Annotated in this window: 27 protein-coding genes, 3 pseudogenes and 1 riboswitch; of the genes and pseudogenes, 1 reads left to right on the top strand and 29 read right to left on the bottom strand. The window is 33.8% G+C overall.

Translation table 11 applies throughout. The features are described from left to right. Positions 1 to 175 precede the first annotated feature (175 nt). A complete protein-coding gene (locus tag J3D55_RS20890) occupies positions 176 to 388 on the top strand; it encodes a hypothetical protein (RefSeq protein ID WP_259134376.1) in 213 nt (70 codons plus the stop codon). Positions 389 to 446: 58 nt separating this feature from the next. Here J3D55_RS20890 and J3D55_RS20885 read toward each other — a convergent pair whose 3' ends face one another. From J3D55_RS20885 to J3D55_RS20740, 29 genes and pseudogenes are all read right to left on the bottom strand, one after another. Continuing rightward, positions 447 to 1,433 (bottom strand): MFS transporter, encoded by a 987-nt coding sequence (locus J3D55_RS20885; RefSeq protein ID WP_259134373.1) that lies wholly within the window; start codon positions 1,431 to 1,433, stop codon positions 447 to 449. A gap of 25 nt (positions 1,434 to 1,458) precedes the next feature. Next, positions 1,459 to 1,740: pseudogene (locus J3D55_RS20880) on the bottom strand (MFS transporter); the annotation flags it as partial. 113 nt (positions 1,741 to 1,853) lie between these two features. Beyond that, a complete protein-coding gene (locus J3D55_RS20875) occupies positions 1,854 to 2,606 on the bottom strand; it encodes a DUF3575 domain-containing protein (protein WP_259134370.1) in 753 nt (250 codons plus the stop codon). A gap of 128 nt (positions 2,607 to 2,734) precedes the next feature. After that, on the bottom strand, positions 2,735 to 3,379 hold the full coding sequence (locus J3D55_RS20870; protein ID WP_259134368.1) for a hypothetical protein: 645 nt from the start codon (positions 3,377 to 3,379) through the stop codon (positions 2,735 to 2,737). 87 nt (positions 3,380 to 3,466) lie between these two features. Next, the gene (locus J3D55_RS20865) at positions 3,467 to 4,471 is read right to left on the bottom strand and encodes a T9SS type A sorting domain-containing protein (RefSeq protein WP_259134366.1); all 1,005 of its coding nucleotides are present in this window, start codon (positions 4,469 to 4,471) and stop codon (positions 3,467 to 3,469) included. A 247-nt stretch (positions 4,472 to 4,718) separates the two neighbouring features. Further along, the gene (gene ribB, locus J3D55_RS20860) at positions 4,719 to 5,369 is read right to left on the bottom strand and encodes a 3,4-dihydroxy-2-butanone-4-phosphate synthase (protein ID WP_259134363.1); all 651 of its coding nucleotides are present in this window, start codon (positions 5,367 to 5,369) and stop codon (positions 4,719 to 4,721) included. Between the two features lie 93 nt (positions 5,370 to 5,462). Next, positions 5,463 to 5,588: riboswitch (FMN riboswitch) on the bottom strand. Between the two features lie 130 nt (positions 5,589 to 5,718). Further along, a complete protein-coding gene (locus J3D55_RS20855; protein WP_259134360.1) occupies positions 5,719 to 6,159 on the bottom strand; it encodes a DUF1801 domain-containing protein in 441 nt (146 codons plus the stop codon). Positions 6,160 to 6,222: 63 nt separating this feature from the next. Continuing rightward, a complete protein-coding gene (locus J3D55_RS20850; RefSeq protein WP_259134357.1) occupies positions 6,223 to 6,507 on the bottom strand; it encodes a hypothetical protein in 285 nt (94 codons plus the stop codon). 8 nt (positions 6,508 to 6,515) lie between these two features. Beyond that, positions 6,516 to 6,638 carry a hypothetical protein gene (locus J3D55_RS20845; RefSeq protein ID WP_259134354.1) on the bottom strand — a complete coding sequence of 41 codons (123 nt, stop codon included), beginning with the start codon at positions 6,636 to 6,638 and terminating at the stop codon, positions 6,516 to 6,518. Between the two features lie 71 nt (positions 6,639 to 6,709). Continuing rightward, entirely contained in the window at positions 6,710 to 7,288 is a 579-nt protein-coding gene (locus tag J3D55_RS20840; RefSeq protein WP_259134351.1) for a peroxiredoxin family protein, read from the bottom strand. 81 nt (positions 7,289 to 7,369) lie between these two features. Then, positions 7,370 to 8,611 (bottom strand): RNA polymerase sigma factor, encoded by a 1,242-nt coding sequence (locus J3D55_RS20835; protein WP_259134348.1) that lies wholly within the window; start codon positions 8,609 to 8,611, stop codon positions 7,370 to 7,372. 18 nt (positions 8,612 to 8,629) lie between these two features. After that, positions 8,630 to 8,980 (bottom strand): YciI family protein, encoded by a 351-nt coding sequence (locus J3D55_RS20830; RefSeq protein WP_259134344.1) that lies wholly within the window; start codon positions 8,978 to 8,980, stop codon positions 8,630 to 8,632. Between the two features lie 232 nt (positions 8,981 to 9,212). After that, positions 9,213 to 9,968 (bottom strand): SDR family oxidoreductase, encoded by a 756-nt coding sequence (locus J3D55_RS20825; protein WP_259134334.1) that lies wholly within the window; start codon positions 9,966 to 9,968, stop codon positions 9,213 to 9,215. Positions 9,969 to 10,151: 183 nt separating this feature from the next. Continuing rightward, positions 10,152 to 10,511 carry a DUF2200 domain-containing protein gene (locus J3D55_RS20820; RefSeq protein WP_259134331.1) on the bottom strand — a complete coding sequence of 120 codons (360 nt, stop codon included), beginning with the start codon at positions 10,509 to 10,511 and terminating at the stop codon, positions 10,152 to 10,154. Positions 10,512 to 10,852: 341 nt separating this feature from the next. Next, positions 10,853 to 11,279, bottom strand: a pseudogene (gene arr, locus J3D55_RS20810) (NAD(+)--rifampin ADP-ribosyltransferase). 18 nt (positions 11,280 to 11,297) lie between these two features. Next, entirely contained in the window at positions 11,298 to 11,915 is a 618-nt protein-coding gene (locus J3D55_RS20805) for a hypothetical protein (protein ID WP_259134325.1), read from the bottom strand. Between the two features lie 88 nt (positions 11,916 to 12,003). Continuing rightward, complete coding sequence (locus tag J3D55_RS20800) at positions 12,004 to 12,492, bottom strand: GDYXXLXY domain-containing protein (protein ID WP_259134322.1); 489 nt, start codon at positions 12,490 to 12,492, stop codon at positions 12,004 to 12,006. Then, on the bottom strand, positions 12,479 to 13,552 hold the full coding sequence (locus tag J3D55_RS20795) for a DUF4401 domain-containing protein (protein ID WP_259134318.1): 1,074 nt from the start codon (positions 13,550 to 13,552) through the stop codon (positions 12,479 to 12,481). The genes J3D55_RS20800 and J3D55_RS20795 overlap by 14 nt, the downstream gene beginning before the upstream one ends. Positions 13,553 to 13,728: 176 nt before the next feature. Further along, the gene (locus J3D55_RS20790; protein WP_259134315.1) at positions 13,729 to 14,496 is read right to left on the bottom strand and encodes a DUF2157 domain-containing protein; all 768 of its coding nucleotides are present in this window, start codon (positions 14,494 to 14,496) and stop codon (positions 13,729 to 13,731) included. Positions 14,497 to 14,960: 464 nt separating this feature from the next. Beyond that, positions 14,961 to 15,392 (bottom strand): transposase, encoded by a 432-nt coding sequence (locus tag J3D55_RS20785; protein ID WP_259135011.1) that lies wholly within the window; start codon positions 15,390 to 15,392, stop codon positions 14,961 to 14,963. 73 nt (positions 15,393 to 15,465) lie between these two features. After that, positions 15,466 to 15,789, bottom strand: coding sequence for an IS630 transposase-related protein (locus J3D55_RS20780; RefSeq protein ID WP_259127766.1), 324 nt, complete (start codon positions 15,787 to 15,789; stop codon positions 15,466 to 15,468). Between the two features lie 28 nt (positions 15,790 to 15,817). Then, positions 15,818 to 16,222, bottom strand: a complete 405-nt coding sequence (locus tag J3D55_RS20775; RefSeq protein WP_259134300.1) for a GNAT family N-acetyltransferase — start codon at positions 16,220 to 16,222, stop codon at positions 15,818 to 15,820. Positions 16,223 to 16,489: 267 nt separating this feature from the next. Beyond that, positions 16,490 to 17,074, bottom strand: a complete 585-nt coding sequence (locus J3D55_RS20770; protein ID WP_259135187.1) for a DUF5694 domain-containing protein — start codon at positions 17,072 to 17,074, stop codon at positions 16,490 to 16,492. Positions 17,075 to 17,081: 7 nt separating this feature from the next. Beyond that, a complete protein-coding gene (locus J3D55_RS20765) occupies positions 17,082 to 17,309 on the bottom strand; it encodes a hypothetical protein (RefSeq protein WP_259134297.1) in 228 nt (75 codons plus the stop codon). A 532-nt stretch (positions 17,310 to 17,841) separates the two neighbouring features. After that, entirely contained in the window at positions 17,842 to 18,540 is a 699-nt protein-coding gene (locus J3D55_RS20760; RefSeq protein WP_259134282.1) for a hypothetical protein, read from the bottom strand. Positions 18,541 to 18,669: 129 nt separating this feature from the next. Next, positions 18,670 to 20,293 (bottom strand): annotated as a pseudogene (gene groL / locus J3D55_RS20755) (chaperonin GroEL). 111 nt (positions 20,294 to 20,404) lie between these two features. Beyond that, complete coding sequence (locus tag J3D55_RS20750; RefSeq protein WP_047399416.1) at positions 20,405 to 20,683, bottom strand: co-chaperone GroES; 279 nt, start codon at positions 20,681 to 20,683, stop codon at positions 20,405 to 20,407. Between the two features lie 152 nt (positions 20,684 to 20,835). Next, complete coding sequence (locus tag J3D55_RS20745; protein WP_259134279.1) at positions 20,836 to 21,723, bottom strand: hypothetical protein; 888 nt, start codon at positions 21,721 to 21,723, stop codon at positions 20,836 to 20,838. A gap of 81 nt (positions 21,724 to 21,804) precedes the next feature. Next, on the bottom strand, positions 21,805 to 22,527 hold the full coding sequence (locus tag J3D55_RS20740; RefSeq protein ID WP_259134277.1) for a DUF3108 domain-containing protein: 723 nt from the start codon (positions 22,525 to 22,527) through the stop codon (positions 21,805 to 21,807). Positions 22,528 to 22,563: the final 36 nt, after the last annotated feature.

Below are 22,563 nucleotides of genomic sequence, written 5' to 3'. Positions count from 1 at the left end.
TGTATGAATAGTTTTAAATCGGTTTGATATTTTTAATTAATTTGATAAAATGTTAACGAAATGTTATGGTTGTATTGAAAAATTCACTAACTTTATTCTAAATTTAAACACTACCCCTTAAAAATGGTAGGGTGTGATAATAAATAGTAATTTTTAATTAAATACAAAAATATAGATGAAAAATATTCAGGATGAATTTCAAGTCTTTACAGACGAATTGAGAAAATTAAATATCGAAGTACAAAAAGTGGTAAAAGTAGGGAATGGAAGTATGGATTTCCACGAAGTTTTTTATAAGTCGCCAAGGTATGAAGATGTGAAAAGTGTGTATGTTCAGCGACATAATCTGGACAATATCCTTGAAAAATTCAAGCAAGCTTATCACTAAAAAATAGAACGGGCGGCTCAGAGAATCTGAGCCGCCCGCTTTTTATTCGCAAATTAAATTAATCTTTATCCAAAGTCGATGTTTTTTTGGTGTCTTTCATTCCTGCATACACGACGAATGAAAAGAAAATACAAGCCGTAATATACCAATAGAAATAGTGTTCCACATTCGCCTGCTTGAACCAAAGTGCGATGTATTCAGCAGTTCCTCCAAAAATAGCAACCGTCAAAGCATAAGGCAGCCCGACTCCCAAAGCTCTTACTTCGGACGGGAAAAGTTCAGCCTTCACCACCGCGTTGATGGATGTATAGCCGCTCACAATAATCAAAGCTGACATAATTAAAAAGAAGGCACCCCACATTGAAGTCGTCGTACTTAAAGCATTTAATAAAGGATATGTACATACTGTTCCTAAAATTCCGAAGCCTAAAAGTAACGGTCTTCTCCCGATTTTATCCGATAAAGCTCCAAAAACAGGTTGCAGACAAGCAAAAATAAATAATGAAATAAAAGAAATCAGGGTAGATTCTTCTTTCGTAAGATGAACCGTATTCACCAGGAATTTCTGCATATAAGTTGTATAAGTATAGAACGCCAAAGTTCCGCCTAAAGTCAGTCCGATAACGGTTAATAGTGCTTTCGGATGCTTTAATAATTCTTTTATGGAACCTTTTTTCTTTTCGTTGAGGTCTTTTTTGTTTTCAAAAGCTTCTGTTTCGTGGAGATTTGCTCTTAAATATAAAGCGATTACAGAAAGTAAAGCTCCGATCACAAAAGGAATTCTCCAGCCCCAATCTTCGAGCTGAGCTTCCGTTAATAATAATTTTTGTAAAATCAATTGAATTCCCAACGCGATTAATTGTCCGCCAATCAGCGTTACATATTGAAAACTTGAATAGAATCCCCGTCGTTCTGAAGTTGCCATTTCGCTGAGGTACGTTGCCGAAACACCGTATTCTCCACCCACGCTTAATCCTTGTAATAATCTTGCAACTAACAATAACAATGGTGCTAAAACGCCGATTGTTTTGTAAGTCGGAGTCAAAGCAATTAGCAGAGAAACCGAAGGACATTAATAAAACAGAAAGCGTCATCGCTTTTTTTCTCCCGACTCTATCGGCAATACTCCCGAAAAGCCATCCTCCGACAGGTCGCATCAGAAATCCGACAGCGAAAATTCCGGCTGTATTTAAAAGTTGCGCCGTCATATCCGAATTCGGAAAAAATGAATGTGAAAAATAAATGGCAAATGCCGCATAAGCATACCAATCATACCATTCTACCAAATTTCCTATCGATCCGCCAACAATGGCTTTGATTCTTTGGGCGGTGGTGATTTGTGATGAATTCATGAAGGAAAGATATAAATTTTTAGAATAATTGAAAGACGTAAATTTTACTATTTAATTCAAAATAAAACGGCTCTCCAAAAGAACGGTTTCAAAAATATTCAAATAAAATTTTTCTAAAATCTATATCCCAAAGACAATCCGCTTCTAAAGCCAATCCACGGTCCGTCTATCTTTACTCTCGCTCCGTTTGCATTGGTTTCTACGGTGTAATTCACGTAAGGAACGTCGAGATCTTCTATTTCTTTTTTCAATTGAGCCTGCATATCGGGAGTCAGAACAACGTCACTTGTCATGGTGAAATCTCCTTTTCCAGATCCGTAATGTGCTCCTGCAATCCAAAAATCCAGTACCAAATTTTGACTTCGGGTTAAGAAAAACTGAACTCCGACCATCAATCCGCCGCTGTTTCCATGAGCGCTCCCATAACCTTTCAAAGGAATCTGATAAGTTGCGCCACTGAAAGTGTAATCGTAATAAAAATCAAACGTATTCGTGGTTATTTTTGAATAACGGTAATATGGTGCAATGTAAAAACCTTTTCCATATCCTGCGCCAAGATAAAAACGAGGTTCAATAGTGAAATTGAAAGATTTTACCTCAAGATTCTGAAATCTTTTTTCGTCTTCATCACTCAAAAAAGAATTGATAAAAGGAACTTTTCCTTCGGGCATCACTCCGAATCCCATATTTAATGAAAACCAATTGGTGAAGGCTCTTTCGTAAGACAGATTAATATTTCTGAAGGCATAAGCGGTAACGTTCGTTTTCACGATATTCATCTTTTCCGAAGGTTCGGCAGATGCTGTCTCTTGTGCTTTTATTCCTGAAAAAATAATGCACGGAAGTAGAATGAGATATTTTTTCATGATTTTATATTTTAAAATTTAGTGGTATTGAGATAAAAGCAAAAAACGGGCAAAAATCATGAAGCTGTGAATATTAATTTTGGTTATTATTAAAAATATGAATGATATAATTGATTATGAAAAGAATTTTAATGATAATTTTTATTCTTTCTTCTCTTAATAATTAACACAACTGATAATAAAATGAATAGAATTGAAGTCGCAAAAATGATAGATTTTAAATTTTTATTTTCGAATTGTAATGTATTGATTTCTAGTTTTAAATTATTAATGATACGATTTGGCGAATCTTCAATTAAACTTTCAACTTTTGCAGGTTTGTTATTTTCTGCTTTTAATTCCTGTTCAAATTTCTCATGTAATTTCTCAAGCTGTGTTAAATCTTTTGATGTAAAAAGACTCAAATCTGCCGTAGCAAAGCAACGTTCAGAATAAATGAATCCTGTATCAGAATCGATATGTCCGAAAATCAAATATTTTCCTTCCTTATTAAAAGGATAATCGCATGACCGAAGTTGTGATGAAAATAATGTAGCTTCATTTTGATAAAAACCAGTGTAATTATCTGATTTAAAGATTTTTTCAATTTTTACACTGCTAATAAAATTCTGTAATGTCTTAAATCCTGAAGGAGTCTGCTTCACGGAATAAATATTTCCTATAAAAACAAAATCGGCATTTTTAAAGGATTTTTCGATATTTAAACTTTCACATTTACAACCAAAAATAGGAGATGATAAAAGCAAAGAAAATAAGAATAAAAGTTTTGACATTATGTAATTTTAAAACACAAATATCAACAAAAAATCCGCTCAGAAAAATTCCGGACGGATTCATTATTGATGATAAAATGTAACTTTTTATTTTTTAATAAACTTCGAAGTCTCCGTTTTCTTGTTATCTTTTCCTGAAACTTCAATGAAATAAGATGCAGAAGGAAGATCAGAAACCTGTACTTTTCCGGATTTCAGATCAGATGTTTTAATTAATTTTCCATCTAAGCTATAGATTTTCGCTGTTGAATAATTTCCTGTTTCTCCTTTAAACTGGATAAAATCCTGAGCCGGATTAGGGTAAATCATAAGACCTTCTTTTTTAGCAACAAGATCTCCTGTTGACAACGTAGAGAGATTCAAAGCTTGTGCACCACTTGTAGTCTGGTTGTTGATTCCCGCTACAGGAACGTTGATGATAGTCTGAATCGTTGTTAACAACGGGAATTTATGAGTCGCATCGTAATAAGAATAGTACGTATTCACAATGGATCCTATCGGAAAAACAAAACTCGTATCATTAGGTAAATGAAGGTTGAAATTCTGAACAGATTTGATTCTCAATACATTATTATAGGTAGAAGAACCCAAAACCAACGTTCCTGATGCATCAGCCGAAATACTAATAGTTCCTTTACATAAACCACTTGCAGAAGGCGAAGTGAATGTTCCTTGTGCCTGATCTGTTTCAGTATATCCGAAAGCGGCTGGATAAGAAATGAATGTTCCGTTGTTAGCAGACAAATTCAAAGTGGCATCAGAAGTTACAAGTCCTGTGATTTCCAATTTTGAAGCAGATTGTTTGTATAGGAAAGTATTTCCGCTTCCTACCATCTTCAAGGTAGAACCTGGGAAAGTTGTGACTTCAGCAGCTAAAGGTGCAGAATAGGTTGCAGGAGATGCTGCTCCCAATGTTAAAGAAGCATTGTTAAACGTTGTATTTGCTCCCACAGCAGAGTTATCCGGTGTTCCTGTTACGGTTAAATAATTTGCCGTTTCACCGGAAATAGGATCGTTAAATGCTTTAGTAATCGTGGTTTGAGCTGAGCTGATACCGTAAGTTGTCAGCAACAAAAGTAGAATTGTTTTCATGGTTAAATTTTATTCAAAGATAATTAAAAACTGACATTCAAAATGTATTTTATTTAAACATAACTTGTTATTAATGAGATTTAAAATAAATAAAAAACCACCCAAATGTTTGAGTGGTGATTCTGTGCGTTAGATATTTTGATTTTCGGTAGGGAAGTTGGAAGTGGGATGATGGATGTTATTGAAAAAATAAGCAATCTCATAATAACTTCAAGCCTCCTTCTTCCAACTTCTAACCAACTTCACCCTAATTCTGACTGATCATCATTTTTCGGTAAGAATAAATATCTTCAATCGATACGACGGTCATTTCTTTCTTCATTGCGAAATCTACAATTTCCGGGAGTCTTGCCATCGTTCCGTCTTCGTTGGTTAATTCACAAAGTACGGCATCATCGCCAAGATTTGCCAGTTTTACCAGATCTACACTTCCTTCTGTATGTCCGCGTCTTTCAAAAACACCGTCTTTTTTAGCAATTAAAGGGAAAACGTGTCCGGGACTTGCAATGTGATTGGCTTCTGCGTTTTGTGCAACTGCTGTTTTAATCGTTGTTACACGATCTTTTGCCGAAACTCCCGATTCTACGCCTTCTTTGGCTTCAATGGAAATCGTAAATGCCGTTTGATTTTTAGAATTGTTGGTTTCCACCATAGGACGAAGATTCAGCCGTTTGCTTTTCTCTTCCGAAATGCACAGACAAACGATTCCGCTGCATTCGCGGATCAAAAGTGCCATGTCTTTTTCTGTAATCGTGGAAGCGGGAAAGATGATGTCGCCCTCGTTTTCACGGTTTTCATCGTCTAATAAAAGGATGCCTTTTCCCTGTTGTAAGGTAAGAAGTGCTTTTTCTACACGTTCTTTCGGAGTTGCTCCGAATTTTTCTATTAATTTTTCCATGTTTTTTTACTTTTTGAAAGTTAAAATACACTTCGGTACATGGAAATGAAATACAACACAATGAGTCCATAGAAATAGCCTCACTGATTGCTCCATTTTCTTCTCCCATCCAGACTGTAACTGTCGGTTTTGGAATTTCACCAAATCAGTCCTTTCGTTAAAAAGGAGTCGCGGACTGTAACCGCCGGTAGGGAATTGCACCCTGCCCCGAAGAAAACTTATACTTAAGTTTTTACTGTATGTTTTGTTTAAATTGTTCTTTAATTCATTGATTTTTATTTAACGCACAGACTGTAAATTTCGTTAGATTTTTTGAAATGGAGAAGAAAATTATTAACAATCGGCTACCTTATTTTTCTCTGCAAGCGCATTCATGATTTTCGTTTATATAAGTAATGGTGGCTTTGCATATTTTTTCTAAAGTATCAATATTGATGTCAGACAGTTTTTTGACGTAGATACAGGCTTTCCCCATTTTAAATTTTCCAAGATCATTTAATAAAGGTTCGCTTTCTTTGGTCGGAGAATAGACATACAGTGAAAATTCTGCTTTACGCGGTGAAAACCCAATAATAGGCGCGTCACCTTCATGTCCGCTTGCGTATTTATAATGATAACTTCCAAACCCGATGATTGTTGGTCCCCACATTTTAGGCTCAAATCCCGACCATTTGCCCAAAAGTTCGATTAATTGAAAACTATCTGCTTTCTTTTCATCTTTTTCTACGTATGAGTTGATAAAATCGGTGACGTTGACTGCGGTTTCGTTGGTTTTGTTTGCTTTAGCCATAGTTTTTGAATTTTATTATTTTGTTTCGGAAGTTTTAAAATAGAGGTTTCACTTGAAATATAATTACATTGATTCTATTTCTTTGACAAGATTTTTATCTACATAAAATTTATAATTATGTGTTCTCAAACCTGCAAAAAATAATGGTCTTGTCTTAATAACTGTGACAATAGAGTTCTCAATTTGTAACTCATAAGCTCTGGATAAATGAACAGAAAAATGGGTGAACGGATTTAAAGCACTATCCAAAGTTTTCTTTACTCCGTTTATGGTGTAGGTGAAACTTCCTGTAAACCAGTTTCTTTCAAATTCAATGGTTTCGTTTTCAATTTCTATGGTTGTTTTCATATTGTGATTTATTTTTTCATTTTAGCTTTCAAAAGCTCAAGATGTTTTTGAGAATCAAAATTTGTTGCAATCCCGTTATCAATTCCTTCCTGAATCTTTGTTTTTAAAAGTTGAATTTTATCTTGTTCCATCTGTTTTTTTAGTAAAAATAAAAAATGCTCCAAATATTAGAGCATTTTAATTATTTATTTTCAAATTCGATTTACTCAGAAGCCACTTTTATACTATCCAATTTTCTGCTAATTTCAGTAATATTTCCGCCGCCACAGGAAGAGTGAATAACTTTTCCATTGACGTCGATAAGTATTTTGGCGGGACTGCAAAAGATGTTGTAATTTAATTTTTCAGATTTGTCGTAGGATTTTGTATTATCGATTTGTTCAAAAAGAATATTTGCTTGATTAAGATCATCTTTCAGCTCTTTTTCATTTTCAATAAATCCTTCTACAATACCGATGAATTCTGCATTGTCTTTAAATTCTTTATAAAGCGTATTGCATTCTTCCGCCATATCGTAAGACTCGCTCTTTTTTAGATAAGATTTATCGTAAATAAAAATGACGAGATTTTTGCCTTTATAATTTTGTGAGTTGAAAATAGTTCCGTTAATTGTTTTAGCCGAAAAGTATTTTGGTTTTGCGTGTAAGAATAAATCAATCTGATTTTTTTTCATTTCTTTAGCCTGCTCCCGGAAGTCTTTTAGAAATTTTTCTTTTTTTTCTTCCTTACTTTCACAGGAAAGAATTGATAAGGTAATGAAAAGTGCTAAAATTTTTTTCATGGTGTAATATGTATGGTGATATTCAAATATACATTAATAATTTACACCTTATTTAATGAAAATCAATTGAAAGTTCAGAGATTATGTATTCTTTTCGGCTAATTTTTCAATATACTTTCTCAACGTATCAGAAACCGAACTCGAATTTGAAAATGTCAATGCCTTTTCATAATGTTCTTTCGCTTTCAGATTATCAATATCTGTATAAAGATGTCCCAACAATGAATAATAAAAAGGATTGTCCAAAAGTTTTAATTTTTCAGCTTCTATGAGGGCGGCCGAATTTCCTCTCACTTTCGCAAAAGCAAAAGTACGGTTGAGAGCGGCAATAGGAGAGTATTCAATTTGTAAAAGTTGATTGTACAATTGCAGGATATTTTCCCACTTTTCATCGGTATTTTGTTTTTTGGTGTGCCAAAAAGCGATGGCAGCTTCGAGATGAAATTTAGTTAAAGAATTTCCCGATGCACTTTGATTTAAATAGTCAATTCCTTTTTCAATAAGATCGTTGTCCCAAAGTTTATCGTCCTGTTCTTCATACAAAATGCTTTCTCCTTTTTCGTTGAATCTTGCATTAAATCTGGAAGAATGAAAATACATCAACGACAATAAAGCATTCGCAGCAGGAGTATTGGTTGTTTTATTTTCGATCAAAATTGAAGTCAGCCGAATCGCTTCCCTACAAAAATCCTGTCTGAGAATCGTGTTTTGCGAAGTAGAATAATACCCTTCCGAAAACAGCAAATACAACGTCGTAAGAACTGTTTCTAAATTGGTACTGATCTGTGAAATAGTAGGTTGCTCTATTTTGATGCCTTCTGTTTTTAATTTTTCTTTGGCGCGATGTAATCTTTTGTAAACAACTTCTTTATTGATTAAAAAAGCATCTGCAATTTCCTGAGTTCCGAATCCGCAGAGTAAATTTAAAGCTAAAGAAATCTGAGAATCTTTAGAAATAGACGGATTACAAATGGTAAACATCATCGCCAACTGACTGTCACTAATATTTTTCGGAGAAAGATCGATTTCAAATTCTTCGCGGTCGTTGGAATAATATTTTATCTCAGTTGAAATTTTTTGCTGGAAAAGAGAATCCCGTTTAAAATAATTTTTAGACTTATTTTTTGCAACCGTATACAACCAAGCTGTTGGATTTTCGGGAATTCCGTTGATGCTCCAGGTTTCTGTGGCGGTAAGAAAGGTGTCGCTCACGATGTCTTCAGCGATTTCTATGTGATTAATACCGAATGTAGAACAGAGCACAGAAACGATTTTCCTGTACTCTGTTCTGAATAAATTGGGGATTAATGCGTTTTCGTGCATTTAATTTAAATATGAAAATTATTCTGTCACGGGTGGAATTGCCATTCTCACTTCTACACTCGCTCCCCATTGAAGAACGGGGCAGCCTTTTGCAATTTCTACGGCTTCGTCGTAATCATTGGCTCTTATGATGAACATCCCGCCGATGGATTCTTTGATTTCTGCGTAAGGTCCGTTGGTTACGGTGTCGTTTTTCACGACTCTTCCGCCAAGATCCCATCTTTTTGGTGGCGCAACCAGTTTATTTTGTGCGGCAATACTTCCCAGCCAGTCCTGAAACGGCTGAATGGAAGCCTGCATTTGTTCCGGTGAAGGCGATGCGTCTTTATTGATAATATCTCTGTGTATGGCGATTAAAAATTCGTTCATGATGTTGGATTTAAGTTTTTATAGATGTAATTGGATTGTATAAATTTACTAAAGTTGTTTTAATTTTTTAGTGCTAAAATTTAGCAGCTTGATTTACGTTCTGTTTGTCAGAATGTAGGAATCTCGGCAATGTTTTTTTGAAATTAATTTGACAAATTCTGCTTAGATTCCTACGGAATGACAAACTGGGTGTTTTATTTTTTTCAAAATTTTGCTCCTTTTGTCCTTAAATTTATCTTTGATTATCAGGATTTGAAATCCATTCGTCGTAATGAATTGTTCCTAATTTTGCATCATCATTTGGAATTAAAGTAGAATCATTCAAAGGAGCTCCAAAGTACGTTGCTTCAGTGTTTGAAACCACTTCATCTGTATTTTTCATGATCGTTGTATATTTTTTTACCAGATCAGATAATTTAATTTTATCAGGACCGCCGATTTCTACAGTTGTATTTTTTGGTTCACCGATGGTTACGGCTGTCATTGCTTTTACCACATCATCCGAAGCGATAGGCTGAATCAATGCGGGAGAAACCAAAATTTTATTGTCAACGGTACTTGAGTGAACAATTCCGCCAACAAATTCGAAGAACTGAGTAGAATGCACGATGCTGTAAGGAATTCCTGCAGATTTAATAATATCTTCCTGAACCTGCTTTGCTCTGAAATATCCGCTTTCCTGCAAACGTTCTGTCCCGACAACGGATAAAGCGATGTGATGATTGACACCTGCTTTTTTCTCTGCTGCCATTAAGTTTTCACCTGATGTTTTGAAGAAATTCATAACATCATCATCCGCAAAAGAAGGGGAGTTGGCTACATCGACCACAACGTCTACGTTTTCCAATGCTTTGTCAAGACCTTCTCCTGTAAGTGTATTCACTCCGGAATTTGGAGAAGCCGCTAAAACTTCATGACCTAAATTTTTAAGGCTGTTAACGAGTTTACTTCCGATAAGACCTGTACCGCCGATTACTGTGATTTTCATTGTGTATAATTTTTGGGTTATACTGTAATGACAACTGAGTTTTTGGGATTGGACAGATTTAATAAAAAAATAATGGGGAAGGGGAGATGGGAGAGGGAAGTTGGTGACGTAAATAGTTTACTCTCATTTATCTGTGTTTTGTTAACATCTAGCTTCCTTCTTTCAGCTTTGTTTCAAAAAAAGTTATTTCCTTAGAATTTTATCCATTGGTTTTCCTTTGGCTAATTCGTCGATTAGCTTATCAAGATAGCGAACATTCCTCATTAGTTCGTCTTCGATTTCTTCTACACGATAACCACAAATCACACCCTTTATTAAGGAAACATTAGGATTCATCTGAGGTGCTTGTTCGAAAAAATCTCTGAAATTGGTTTTGTTATTTAAAATTTTGTGAAGATCTTTTTCGTTATAACCTGTCAACCAGAAAATAATTTCATCTACTTCTTCTTTTGTACGTCCTTTCTTTTCGGTTTTGGTGATGTAGTGAGGATAAACTCCTGCAAAGGACATTTTGAAAACCCTTTCGTAGTTTTTATTTTCCATAACTCTTTATTTTCTAGATTAGTAAAATTATTGAATATGCGAGATTTCTTTCGAAAGTAATACAATTCATAAACAAAGTTGAAAATATCCTTTTTTGGGTTGCGAAAATACTGACCAAAGTTGCTCGTTTTGTTTTTGAAGTAAGAAAATGTATAAACAAAGTTGCAAACATTCTTTTTAAAGTTGCGAGAATGTTAATCATAGTTATTTGTTTTCTTTCGAAAGCAATACAATCCATAAAGAAAGTTTCAAACATTCTTTTTAAAGTTGCAAGAATATTAACCCAAGTTGCTCATATTTTTATTTTGGACAACTTATAATCATCAACTTTCAACCTTAGTTTAATTGATAATCTCAGCATCCGGATTTTCTCTGAGTTTGGCAATTCTGTCTTTCCAGTTTTGAAGTTCTTCGTCGGTCAGTTTTATCCAATCTGTGACTTCACCTACGATTTTCACAGGATCTTTACTGCGATAAGATCGGGTAGGATTTCCCGGAAATTTCTTATCGGTCAAGTTCGGATCATTTTCGAATTTCCCTGTAGGTTTCTACGATATAAATCCTGCCATTGCCATCTCCTTGTGCCAATTCTGCGGCAAGTCCGGCTCCATTTTGTAAGGCTGTAAAATAGATGTGGTTCATTATTATTTCGGGGTGATAATTTGACCCGAATCCTGCAGTCAGTAAGTCTCCGATTTGCAGATCGGCTTTTGTACCGTGATAGAATGGTCCGTTGTCTAGAATTTGTTCGTCTTTTTTGTTTTCCATTTTAGAAGTATTTTTTAGTTAATCTTCTGCTTCGATTCTGGTAAGGCAATATATTAAAGTTTTTAAAAAATTTTCGCGACTAAAATATTCTTTAACAATTTTATTAGAAGGATTACAGAATTCAATATTGTGATAAATAGAATAAAAAATCAAATACTTCCTGAGCTCTTTGAATTTGAAGCCACCAGCAAAATTATTTTCAAATAAAAATTTATTCTTTCTTGTTTTTGCAGTAAGCCTGAAAGGAGCTCCATCAACAACATTCGTTATTATGTCTTCAATGCTTTTTTCGGGAAGAGTATCTATTCTTTCAAAGTTGAGTTTGATTTGTTTCTCACTAAGGATTTTGGAATAAGTTGAATCTGAAATTTTATAAATTTTTGTTCCATCAAATGTTTTTTTATTGTAAAGTTCTTTTATTTGGGCAATATCATTTTCTGTAAACGTAATTTTAAAAGTTTTTAGTGAAATTAAGCTGTCAATTTTCTTTGCCTGATCTTTTGAGATCTGGATTGTCTTATTATCATACTTTATTGATGGCAAATATGCAATTCTACAATCTATTGTATTTATTTTTTGTCCAAAAGCAAAATGGGACAAGAGAAAAAAGAGTAAAAATTTATAATTATTTTTCATGATTAATTCTTCCAGATTTGATCCACAATATTAAGTTGTTTCACAATATTTTCAAACTCTTGAGCTTCCTTTAAATAAGGGATGAAATTTATTTTATATTTTTCAAAGTCTCATCGTAAAGTCCTATTAACAGGCTGTTTCCGTTTTCATCTATTTTTATTGCGCCATATTTTGCTTTTTCATATTTTTCGGCTTGCCCTTCCTGAAAGAAGAAAGATTCTGCGCCGATATTTACATTCCATGAGTCGGGTGCGTTGTATTTGATGGGATATTCGCCTTTATTCAGAGGGGTTTTATCTTTTTGAAACCGTACTTTGGTAGCGATTCCTTTGTTATCGATTTTAACAATACAAAATCCTCTTTTTGGCATCGATTCAGTTCTGATATTTTCTGAAATACGATATCGCAAACTCATGTAATCGCCCTGCATTAAGGAACGGGGATCGACAGGAGCTAATTCAAGCAAAACCAATTTCCCGTTTTTTAGTACATCTTCTTTTTTCGAAACCGAAAAGTTGAAATATACCAATAGAATGATGAGGTTGAGCAAGATGATGATCCATTTATACTTTTTCATTCGATGTCAGTTTTTTGTGAGTTAATAAATAAAGACCTAAAAACAGGATGCCTGAAGAAAATAAAAGGATTGATTTGGTCAATAAGGTAAAATGAAGGTCATAATAGTACCGCGAAATAAAGTAGATGAAGGCTGCAATTCCGATAACCAAACTAGTTTTATAGTTGACTAAAAAGCTCAAAAGAATAATTAAAATCGCTCCGGAAATCGCAGGAGATAATACGGTAGGTAATAATATAATGATGCTTAAAGCATAAATTCCGACTTTATGTTGGGCTTTTGTGATGTTTAATACCTGAAAAAGATGAGTGAGCAAATAGAGTATTGCCAATATGATGAAAATGGAAGATATCCAAATATAATCGTGCGAGACAGTAATGAAATCTGTTTGGTTAAGAATGATTAATCCTGCTAAAAAAGAGAAGACCAATGCAATACGAATCGGATTGTATAATTTTGAAAATGCAGAATTTATACTAATTATTTTTGCTTCTTTCAGGAAAAAAAAGGTTAAAATTATGGCAAGAGAAGAGGTGTAAATATGAGCAAGATCAAACTTATCATTTGATGCAATCAGCGCTAAAATTGCTCCGCTGATAATGAGTATGGAAACAAAAGTAAGAATGTAGCTCCGAGCGATGATTAATGAAACCATTGCAATCAGCATAAAAGTAAGGCTTACTGAGTTTTCAGTAATTTCCATTTTAAACAAACCCATTGCTAAAAGGATGAAACCAATGATGTAAAATGAAATACTTACCGTATCGATAATCGTTTTATTATATAATTTGTTGACGAAAACTCCTCCGATTATTGATATTATTCCAAATACGATTAAGCCTGTTTCCGAATCATACAAGCCTGCAATTAAAAGGAATCCTAAAAATGTAATGCTTGCAAAAATTCCACCAAAAATTGACAATATTTTTATGGCTAAAGATTGATGGTCATCATTTTTTTCGTAGGCTGCAAAAATAGCTTCTTCATCAAATTTTAAGTCTCTATTTTCTGTGGATTGTAAATGATCGAGGATTTGTTTTATGTCTTCTTTATTTCTCATTTTTCCATTTTTTTTGAAGGTTAATCAAATTCAGAATAACTCCTGTGACACTTGCAATAATAAATACGGTCATGAACAGAAGCATGCCTTCGTCATCCGAAATTTTCAGCAATAAAGTTGAAGCGATAATAATAACGCTTAGAGGAATAATGGAAAGATAAAGTCCGCTTTTTGTTTTAAGTCCGTGCCAAATTCCTAAAGAAAAAACAATCAGAACAATGGCAATTAATAAGGCGAATAAAGGTTCGAACTCTTCCATGATTCCGAAAATTATTCCTATGGTTGCGAAGGTTGTAGAAACCTAAAGCCAAAATCGTTGTAAACCAATTGGGAAGATTTTCGATTTTCTTATATTTTGATAATAAAACGGAAACAATCAGAAAAGCCGTATTGATGAAAAAAAGGATGGAAACAATGAGTATTTCCGACCAGTCTTTTACAACTTGCTGCGAATATAAAATGAAAGTGGTATTAATTAAAACAATATACAACAGCCACAACGGAGCAAAATTGGAAACGATTACCCATAATGTGATGAAGAGTGTCCAAGCTAAAAAGAAATCGTATGCATTCGCGCCGGTCTGATAAATCTGCCCAAAAACCGCAAATAAAACCCCGACTAAAAATGCCGAACCTGTAAGAATAATCTTTCTGGTGCTGCTTTTTATTTTCGGAAGCAAAGCAACAATTGTGGTTGCAATGATTAATCCTTCTGTTAGTCCGATTTTTGCAAATTTGTGTAGATCTGCCCAATTGTAGGCGAAAAAGAAAATAATTCCCGCAGTCGTAAAACCAATTCCCAATGTGATAAAAAACAAACGAAGGAATTTTTGCCACATTTCTCTATCATTATAAACGTTTTCTTGCAGGGCTTTCTCAATTTCCTGCTCGGTAAGGTTACTGTGACGACTGATGAGGTGAAGGTCTTCTCGTTGAATTTTCATGGTTTTTTTTTAGTAATGAAATAATTTGTTCATTAGATATTGATTGAACTAAACTACGAAAAAATAATAAACCGCTCTGTGAAATAGTATGGTTTGATATTTCTTTATGATTGTGTATTTGGATTAATTTGGGCAAAAGTGAGACGCTTGCGCTAGCGTTGGTAGACTTTTTTCAAATTCCTCCTGTTGTTTTTGTCTCAATTCATTCCGAATTTGCTTTCTGTGGTCTTTTTCATTTTTGTCCATGGTTATTGATGTTTTGTTGAATTGGTTAAATAACTTACTCCGGAATAGCCCATTGTCAGTTTTTATATAATACACAAATTTTAAGTCGGTCGTTGTTTATCAATAACGGATGTTCAAATTCATATTGTTTTTTCAATCCGATTTTTTTCATAATATGTTCTGATTTTATATTGATTTTCGGTGCGATTGAATATATATAGTTAAATCAAAATAAAATGTCACAAATCTGCGTAAATAAAAAGCTCTCCTGGTGTATATCCGAATTTTCTTCTTATGCTTTTTGCTTGTGCCCACTTTTTTTCAATTGGATTTAGGTCTGGACTGTAAGGCGGAAGAAATAGCAAAATATGACTTTGTTCTTGAACCTTCAATAGAGCATCTTCTCTTTTGTGAAAAGTAGCATTATCCAGCACAATAACTGAATTAGGAGCAATAGAAGGTAACAATTCTTGCGTAAGCCAGGCGAAGAATACATCAGCATCTATATTACAATTGAATAAGCAAACATTGAATAGTTTGAAGTCCGTTATTGCTCCGATAGCATTTACCCTTCCTCTGGCATGCCAATCTTTACTTGCATAACATTTTTCTCCTTTTTGACTGTAACCATTTTCTCTTGGCATATCTAATGCAAAGCCACTTTCATCCAGATAAATAATAGATCGTTTTTCTATAAACTCGTATCGGAATAATTTTAATTGAAAGATAAGCCTAGAGAGTTGATCAGTTTTTGGATGGAATAGCGTTTTTTTTATTACTTATTCCCAAACGCTTTAAAGCATAGAATATCGTGCTTTGACCTACTCCAAATTTCTTGGCTCGTTCATATTGGTAATGGTCAGGGTTTTCTACAACATCTTGTCGTAAAGCTTCGACATCAACTTTTGTTGATGGTTTGTTGCGTTTTATTTTGGGCTCTATACAATTATTCCATCTGAAAAGTGTTCTTATTGGAACGCCAAATCGTTCACTGGCTTCTTGATAAGTAAGATTGTCTTGATCTTTAATCTTAAATAATTGCTTGCGAAAATCTATTGAATAGCACATGCTCAAAGATATAAAATATTATGACAAATTATAATGATTTAACTATATTTTCAAGACCTAATTCGTTCAGCGCATATTCAAGACATTTTTTTGCGCCTTCTGATGCGAAGCCTTTATTCCATTCACTGCTTTTTATTCTCCAGCCGATGTCGATGCAAGGGGTAAAGTCGGCGTTGTAAGTTTGTTCGGAAAGTCCGATAAAGCCAATAAATTCATTGTTTTCAAGCTTGTCAACTGCAAAGTAACAAAATCCTTTATCCTCAAATTGTTTTTTCATTCTTTCAACGAAATCGGCTGTCTGTTCTTTGGTCGGAATACCTGGAAAAAATTCCATTACTTTTTCGTCTGAATTTATTTCCTGCATTTTATCAAGGTCGCTCAAGTTCCAGTTTCTAAATCCAAGTCGTTCAGATGTAAATAGATAGTTTTTCATTGATTTATAAATATATGATAATAAATTAAATGTGTTGAAAAGAATATAGATTTATAATGCAGATGTCGATAAAAGATTCTTTAGTTCTGTAAAAATAAAAAACCGCTTTGTTTTTTGGAGCGGTTTTTATTTATTTAATTAAGATTGTGTTATTTGATCACAAGCGAGACACTTGCGACAGCGTAGGAGGTCACGGATTATAAATCCGCGACATCTGGTTTTTTTTATTTGATTACAAGCGAGTCGCTTGCGACAGCTTGGTGGAGCTTATTTTAGTATGCTATTTACTTCAACGACTTCAAAGTCGTCATTATTTTGCAGCAGGTGTTTTAATATAGGAATATGTCCTTGTCCAAATATGAGGATAACGTATTTGTCATTTGCATCTATTTGCGTTATTACATTAGAATAAATCGCTAAATTCCTCAAATACCAATCAGAAACTGATTCCGCACCAATGTAATTTTCTCCGGCACCAATTTTTGCATAATATTTTAAGTACAATGATAAATTTTTCTGCAAAAGTTCTTTTCTATTGATATATTTTAATATTTCGGTTATTGAATTTCGTTTTGTTACGCTATCTATTTCACGCATAAAGTTATTCGCAGTAGTACTTAATTCATTTAATATATACAACTGATTTTTTTCTTTGGCAGTTACAGAAACCAAACTGTCATGTTTCATTCCATAAAATTCATCTACACAGTTGATATGTTTTAAATTTAATTTTTTAGCTAATCTAAAACCAATTTGCTCTCGTTCAGAAACTGTTAATTTATATTTGTTTTGGGAATATGCATTATACAAACTATCAATTTGCTTTTGTTGATTAAATGGTTTTTCTATCATCACTTTATCAGCATTTGTAAGTTTTAAAATTCCAGTCAGCTCTTCCAGTTTCCTTCTGTCTTTTGGGCGCTAAAAAATCATCTGTTTTTAATTCATGTACATCTAAATGAGGTGTTTCAAAGTGAATGGTTCCGATTAATAAGATTTTAGTTTTATGTTTAGATTCTTGTCCAAAAGTTGTTGTTACTGATAAAAGGGTAATTAAAAAGATAGAAATTGTTTTAATGAAAGTCATGATTTTAGTTTATTATTAGTTTTTTTATCGTTGTCGTTCTTCAAAATTGCCACAAAATGTTGATTCGTTATTTCTGTTGCTCGAAAATGATGTACAACATTCCACAGCTTCACGCAGTCGCGAACTTCGAAAGTTTTATTTTTCGTTAAAGATAAAGCTTCTTGTGAAACGTGAAGATGGATTTATCACAAAATTCGCAATTGTATGAAACGGTTGTTGAATAACCTCCGTAGCTTTTCTTGATTCGCTGTTTTATTAGCTTGGTTTTGTTATTCTGAACAAAAAAAACGCTCTGTACAATAGAACGGTTTGATATTTCTTTATGATTGTGTATTTGTTTTGGATTAATTTGATCACAAGCGAGACGCTTGCGACAGCGTGGGAAGTCACGGATTATAAATCCGCGACATCGAGTGAAAATATTTTTGATGGCTGTAGAAACAAAAACCGCCCTGTTTTTAGAGCGGTTTTTTTATTTAATTAAGATTGGTTTATTTGATCACAAGCGAGATGGTTGCGACAGCGTGGGATATCATTTTGTAATTTTTTTCTTCGTGTTATTTCTATTTGCTTTACTCCAAAATATTAAATCCAATAACTTTAAATCTGTTAATAATTCATGATTGATAATTTTCTTTTCATCCTTATATTCAAATTTTTGACGAATATCAAGTAAGATTTCTTGATTATTCTCAGCCCAACTTTTATACTCTTCACTAATAATAAAAAATGAAAGTACAAAACTTTCTTTGGAAAGACAGAAATATTGTTTTATTGGATTATCCAATGCAGCGTATTCATTTGGTAGAAAATGATGTACTAGTTTTGCAAAGAATGATCCTAGATCTTTTTCTTTTTCAAATTCGCCATGTTTAATCTTGGCTTTGCTAAAAAAGTCTATATAAAGCTTTGTCAAAAAATTTGCGCGGATCAATTTTAGAATTTCAGGTTTTGCATTTTCAAGTTTCTCTAAATAATTGTTATCAATTCCTTGAAGAGAATATTTGCTTTTAAATTCCTTGAAAAAATTATTATTTAAAAAATTATCATCATTATTTAAAGTTTTAAAATAATATTCTTGAAAGGCAGATGAATTTTTTTCTTTAATGTGTGATTGATATAAATCTCCCTCAATAATATCTTCAATTGTTTTAGAATTTATCGACGATGAAATTTTATCTCTTACTTTTTGTTTTAGAAATAGTAAATATTGCTCTGCATTTTCGTCCATTTGAATAGGTGTTTAAAATATTTGATTGGATTCAAATTTAGGGATTTCAAATTAAATTAATGTTTTACAAAACAAAAAACCGCCCTATAAAATAGAACGGTTTTAATTTATTTATAAAAGCTTACGCTGTTACATCATTCCCGGCATTCCACCCATTGGCATAGCTGGTTCTGTGCTTTTCACTTCAGTGATAACACATTCAGTTGTCAATAGCATTCCAGAAACAGAAGCTGCATTTTCAAGGGCAACTCTTGTTACTTTTGTTGGATCGATGATACCTGCTTCAAGCATGTTTACATACTCGTCAGTTTTTGCGTTGTAACCGAAATCTCCAGTTCCTTCTGCAACTTTAGCAACGATTACAGAACCTTCACCACCTGCATTGGCAACGATTTGTCTTAATGGTTCTTCGATGGCTCTTTTTACGATTTTGATACCTGTAGTTTCGTCAGCATTGATCCCTTGAAGATTTTCTAAAGCAGAGATTGCTCTTACAAAAGCAACACCACCACCTGCAACGATACCTTCTTCTACCGCTGCTCTTGTAGCGTGAAGTGCATCATCTACTCTGTCTTTTTTCTCCTTCATTTCAACTTCAGAAGCTGCACCTACGTAAAGAACTGCAACACCACCGGCTAATTTAGCCAATCTCTCCTGCAATTTTTCTTTGTCGTAATCAGAAGTAGATGTTTCCATCTGAGCTTTGATCTGTGCTACTCTTCCTTTGATTTTGCTTTCTTCACCACCACCATTTACGATCGTTGTGTTGTCTTTGTCGATAGATACTTTCTCAGCAGTTTCCCAACATATCCATTGTAATGTTTTCCATTGTGAAACCTTGTTCCTCAGAAACAACTGTTCCACCTGTAAGGATTGCGATATCTTCCAACATTGCTTTTCTTCTGTCTCCGAATCCTGGAGCTTTTACAGCAGAAATTTTAAGAGAACCTCTTAATTTGTTTACTACTAAAGTTGCCAAAGCTTCACCTTCAACTTCTTCAGAGATAATTAATAGAGATTTACCACCTTGAGCGATTGGTTCAAGAACAGGAAGCAATTCTTTCATTGAAGAGATTTTCTTCTCAACTAAGAGGATGTAAGGGTTTTCCAATTCAACCAACATTTTCTCAGGATTAGTCACGAAGTAAGGCGACTGGTAACCTCTGTCGAACTGCATACCTTCTACAACGTCTACTGTTGTATCGATACCTTTAGCTTCTTCTACCGTGATTACCCCTTCTTTACCTACTTTTCCGAAAGCTTCAGCGATCAAAGCACCGATTGTTTCGTCGTTGTTAGCAGAAACTGAAGCAACCTGCTTTACCATTTCTGTAGAATCTCCAACAGTTTTAGATTGAGATTTTAAGTTTTCAACAACTGCAGTTACTGCTTTGTCGATCCCTCTTTTCAAATCCATTGGGTTTGCACCTGCAGCTACGTTTTTAAGACCTTCTCTTACGATAGCTTGTGCCAAAACAGTAGCGGTAGTAGTACCGTCTCCTGCGATATCATTAGTTTTGGAAGCAACTTCTTTTACCATTTGCGCTCCCATGTTTTCTACTCTGTCTTCAAGTTCGATTTCTTTTGCTACAGAAACACCGTCTTTAGTTACGTGAGGTGCACCGAAAGATTTTTCGATTACTACGTTTCTACCTTTTGGTCCCAACGTTACTTTTACTGCATTAGCCAATGCATCAACCCCTCTTTTTAAAGCGTCTCTTGATTCAATATCGAATTTTATTTCTTTTGCCATTTTATTTAGATATTAGATGTTAGACGTCAGATGTTAGACGCCAAGCATTATTTGAAAATTTATTTTTTATTCAGTTTTAAGTCTGAAATCTGATGTCTTGTATCTGGAATCTTATCCGATAATTCCCAATAGATCTCCTTCTTTTACGATTAAGAAATCTTTTCCTTCTAATTTTAATTCAGAACCTGAATATTTCCCATAAAGAACTTTGTCACCTACTTTCACAGTTGTTGGCTCATCTTTTTTACCAGGACCTACTGCTACTACTGTACCTTCTTGTGGTTTTTCTTTTGCGGTGTCCGGAATAATAATACCTGAAGCTGTTTTAGTTTCTGCAGCAATCGGCTCGATCAAAACTCTGTCTGCTAATGGTTTAAAGTTTACTGACATAATATGTTTAATTTTTAATTATTTCTGTGTTGTAATTGGCTAAATGTGTGCCATCGGTTGTTCAAGGTTGAAATGGCAGATTTTATTTTTATGGAGTGGAAATTTTGGCAGAAAAAAAGTCACCCCATTTTTGAGGTGACTTTACATTTTTATTATTTGCAAGACTGCTCATAGTCATCGAGCAGTTTTTTGTACATATTGGTATACAGTTCAGTTCTGTACTTCATATTGATTCTTGAAGCTTCTGCACCTCTTTTTCCTTTAAGCAAAGCTTTTCTTTCAGCGTCTGTCGCTTTCTTGTTTTCTCTGAAAGTTTTATTGGAGAAATAATCATTTTCTCTGGCTTCATCTACTTTTTTAAGAAATTCGGGGCAGTCGGCTCCTACAATTTCGTAAGCTTTATAAAACTTTTTATATAATGCTTTCAGATTGAATAATGCCAACGGACTCAATGAGCTGTAATCTACCGGTGCAACAGCAAAAGTTTCGTTTGGCTTGCTTAAATAAATCATCACATAGGTAAGTTGACAATTGTCTTCATTTCCGTTAAATCCTGTTGCAGAATTATTCCCAAAATTCGCTTTGCACATCATGCTTCTGTAGCCATAAAGATTTATCGGACCTTTCTCCATTAAAGGAAGCATCAATACTGTTCCTTCTGACTCCATTTCCAGATCATTATTAATATCCTTTACAAGACGTTTGTCTAATTGAAATTGTTCCTGCGTTTCTTCATTAGTATAAATAAGACTTTTAATATCTGAAACAGAAATAAGCTGTACTTGAGTATCGCTTTTTGATGATTTGAATTTTACTTCTTTTCTGTCCAAATTAGCATTCTTTGGTCCTTTTCCCATAAAGCTGAAAGTAGCAACATCAGGAAGCATAAAATCCTGAGCAAATCCTTTTTTCGTACTGCCATCTTCCATTAGAATTTCGATAGGAATGAAGTCTCTTTTTCCTGTGTAAAATTGTAAAGATTGTGCAAAGAAATTTTGTGCTGAAAGAATAAAAAGCAATAAGAAGCTAAGCTGTTTCATGGGTTTTAATTTTTTTTATAAAGGAGCAAATCTAAAAAAAGTATTCAAAAACTGAATACTTTTTAGAAATATATTATTAATTTATTTTACAGTTTCCATCACCATTTTCCTTCCGTTTGCATCAATATCCTGTTTTAAAACTTCTCTTGTAACCACATCAATATAATAAGTAACAATCGTTTTTCTGTCCTGAATATCGTCTGTCGTTTTTACGATCCAGACTTTTTTGCCGTTAAGTTCTCCTTTAGTTACATCTTCAACATAAGCTTTTACGACTCCTTTTTTTGCTGTCGGATTGTAATCAAAAATTGGCATTTCGGTGGAGTAGTGCTCTTTTAAAGACAAGAATCTTATTAACCCGGGATAAGAATTGCTGTCGAAATATTCTGTGGAAACATTTTCGTTAATGTTATCTTTTTTCTGAGTTTTTTTATCCAAATAATAACCACTCACTTTATTTTTTCCAAATTTTAGCGACATATCTCTCATCGAATTGTAAGAAGAATGATAGATCGGTTGGAAATTTGAAGTTTTAACTAAAGTAGAATCTACCCAAAGTGCTTCCGGAGCCTGATTCATTTTTACCGTTGTTTTGATAAGAAGTGTCGCTTTATCCACTTTTTTTACCTTAGTGGTCACTTTCCCGATTTCCATTTTTTGATCTCCTTTCGCTGCGTACCAAACTGCATTGGAAGTTTCATCTTTAATGTACTTAGATTCGAGTTTTATGTTGTCCGGGCTTAATGATTTTTGAGCAAAAAATTGGGCACTGCTCATTATTAAAATTACCAGAAATATTCTCATGATTTTTTTAATAATAAGTAGTACCCTTTATGTAAA

The sequence above is a fragment of the Chryseobacterium ginsenosidimutans genome, assembly GCF_024807225.1.
GTDB lineage: Bacteria > Bacteroidota > Bacteroidia > Flavobacteriales > Weeksellaceae > Chryseobacterium > Chryseobacterium ginsenosidimutans.
This window is presented reverse-complemented; position numbering and strand designations above follow the sequence as displayed.

Excerpts from the sequence above, each read along its gene's own strand:
- J3D55_RS20850 (WP_259134357.1), bottom strand. The coding sequence starts at position 6,507 with ATGAAAACAACCATAGAAATTGAAAACGAAACCATTGAATTTGAAAGA.
- J3D55_RS20890 (WP_259134376.1), top strand. The coding sequence starts at position 176 with ATGAAAAATATTCAGGATGAATTTCAAGTCTTTACAGACGAATTGAGA.
- J3D55_RS20790 (WP_259134315.1), bottom strand. The coding sequence starts at position 14,496 with ATGAAAATTCAACGAGAAGACCTTCACCTCATCAGTCGTCACAGTAAC.
- J3D55_RS20800 (WP_259134322.1), bottom strand. The coding sequence starts at position 12,492 with ATGAAAAAGTATAAATGGATCATCATCTTGCTCAACCTCATCATTCTA.
- J3D55_RS20750 (WP_047399416.1), bottom strand. The coding sequence starts at position 20,683 with ATGTCAGTAAACTTTAAACCATTAGCAGACAGAGTTTTGATCGAGCCG.
- J3D55_RS20820 (WP_259134331.1), bottom strand. The coding sequence starts at position 10,511 with ATGGAAAATAAAAACTACGAAAGGGTTTTCAAAATGTCCTTTGCAGGA.
- J3D55_RS20840 (WP_259134351.1), bottom strand. The coding sequence starts at position 7,288 with ATGAAAAAAATTTTAGCACTTTTCATTACCTTATCAATTCTTTCCTGT.
- J3D55_RS20835 (WP_259134348.1), bottom strand. The coding sequence starts at position 8,611 with ATGCACGAAAACGCATTAATCCCCAATTTATTCAGAACAGAGTACAGG.
- J3D55_RS20875 (WP_259134370.1), bottom strand. The coding sequence starts at position 2,606 with ATGAAAAAATATCTCATTCTACTTCCGTGCATTATTTTTTCAGGAATA.
- J3D55_RS20805 (WP_259134325.1), bottom strand. The coding sequence starts at position 11,915 with ATGAAAAATAATTATAAATTTTTACTCTTTTTTCTCTTGTCCCATTTT.
- ribB (WP_259134363.1), bottom strand. The coding sequence starts at position 5,369 with ATGGAAAAATTAATAGAAAAATTCGGAGCAACTCCGAAAGAACGTGTA.
- J3D55_RS20760 (WP_259134282.1), bottom strand. The coding sequence starts at position 18,540 with ATGGACGAAAATGCAGAGCAATATTTACTATTTCTAAAACAAAAAGTA.
- J3D55_RS20855 (WP_259134360.1), bottom strand. The coding sequence starts at position 6,159 with ATGGCTAAAGCAAACAAAACCAACGAAACCGCAGTCAACGTCACCGAT.
- J3D55_RS20770 (WP_259135187.1), bottom strand. The coding sequence starts at position 17,074 with ATGATAGAAAAACCATTTAATCAACAAAAGCAAATTGATAGTTTGTAT.
- J3D55_RS20870 (WP_259134368.1), bottom strand. The coding sequence starts at position 3,379 with ATGTCAAAACTTTTATTCTTATTTTCTTTGCTTTTATCATCTCCTATT.
- J3D55_RS20780 (WP_259127766.1), bottom strand. The coding sequence starts at position 15,789 with ATGTGCTATTCAATAGATTTTCGCAAGCAATTATTTAAGATTAAAGAT.
- J3D55_RS20765 (WP_259134297.1), bottom strand. The coding sequence starts at position 17,309 with ATGACTTTCATTAAAACAATTTCTATCTTTTTAATTACCCTTTTATCA.
- J3D55_RS20745 (WP_259134279.1), bottom strand. The coding sequence starts at position 21,723 with ATGAAACAGCTTAGCTTCTTATTGCTTTTTATTCTTTCAGCACAAAAT.
- J3D55_RS20795 (WP_259134318.1), bottom strand. The coding sequence starts at position 13,552 with ATGAGAAATAAAGAAGACATAAAACAAATCCTCGATCATTTACAATCC.
- J3D55_RS20740 (WP_259134277.1), bottom strand. The coding sequence starts at position 22,527 with ATGAGAATATTTCTGGTAATTTTAATAATGAGCAGTGCCCAATTTTTT.
- J3D55_RS20775 (WP_259134300.1), bottom strand. The coding sequence starts at position 16,222 with ATGAAAAACTATCTATTTACATCTGAACGACTTGGATTTAGAAACTGG.
- J3D55_RS20845 (WP_259134354.1), bottom strand. The coding sequence starts at position 6,638 with ATGGAACAAGATAAAATTCAACTTTTAAAAACAAAGATTCAGGAAGGA.
- J3D55_RS20865 (WP_259134366.1), bottom strand. The coding sequence starts at position 4,471 with ATGAAAACAATTCTACTTTTGTTGCTGACAACTTACGGTATCAGCTCA.
- J3D55_RS20825 (WP_259134334.1), bottom strand. The coding sequence starts at position 9,968 with ATGAAAATCACAGTAATCGGCGGTACAGGTCTTATCGGAAGTAAACTC.
- J3D55_RS20830 (WP_259134344.1), bottom strand. The coding sequence starts at position 8,980 with ATGAACGAATTTTTAATCGCCATACACAGAGATATTATCAATAAAGAC.